This is a genomic window from Vibrio sp. 1562 (assembly GCF_033340155.1).
Lineage (GTDB): Bacteria > Pseudomonadota > Gammaproteobacteria > Enterobacterales > Vibrionaceae > Vibrio > Vibrio alginolyticus.
In genome coordinates, this window is the sequence record NZ_JAWOVY010000541.1 from 1 (window position 1) to 601 (window position 601).

Genomic DNA, 601 nt, shown 5'->3' on the forward strand with positions numbered 1-601 from the left:
GCTGTATTCAATGCCAGCTTCATCGAGTTCTTCGCAGATGTACTCTGGCATCGCCAATGCGTCTGGAGCGACAAAGTAGAAGCGGATGTTATTGAACTTCGCCAGTGCTTGAGTCAGTGAGTGAACGGTGCGGCCGTATTTTAAATCGCCGACAAATGCTACGTTTAGGTTGTCTAAGCGACCTTGCGTTTCCGCGATGGTGTAGAGGTCAAGCAAAGTTTGTGTTGGGTGTTGGTTAGCACCGTCGCCCGCGTTAATCACTGGAACGCCATTCGAAAACTCGGAAGCAAGGCGCGCTGCACCTTCTTGAGGGTGGCGCATCACAAATGCATCGACGTATGAAGAGATAACTTGTACAGAATCAGAAAGCGTTTCCCCTTTCTTCGCCAGAGACGTATTACCATCGTTATCAAAACCAATGACATCACCACCAATGCGTTGAATCGCGGTCTCAAACGACAAGCGAGTACGCGTTGATGGCTCAAAGAAACAGCTCGCAACGACTTTGTTTTTAATCAGTTCTGGTCGAGGTTCCTTTTTCAGATTACCTGCAGTTTCGACGATAAGTTCCAGCTCTTCACGAGAAAGCTCTGGAATAGAG

The 601-nt window shown here is 48.3% G+C and carries 1 protein-coding gene; it reads right to left on the reverse strand.

Annotated elements, in window-relative coordinates:
* On the reverse strand, positions 1 to 601 hold a 601-nt coding region (gene pyrB, locus R7Z49_RS26290; RefSeq protein WP_318112602.1), incomplete at both ends, for an aspartate carbamoyltransferase.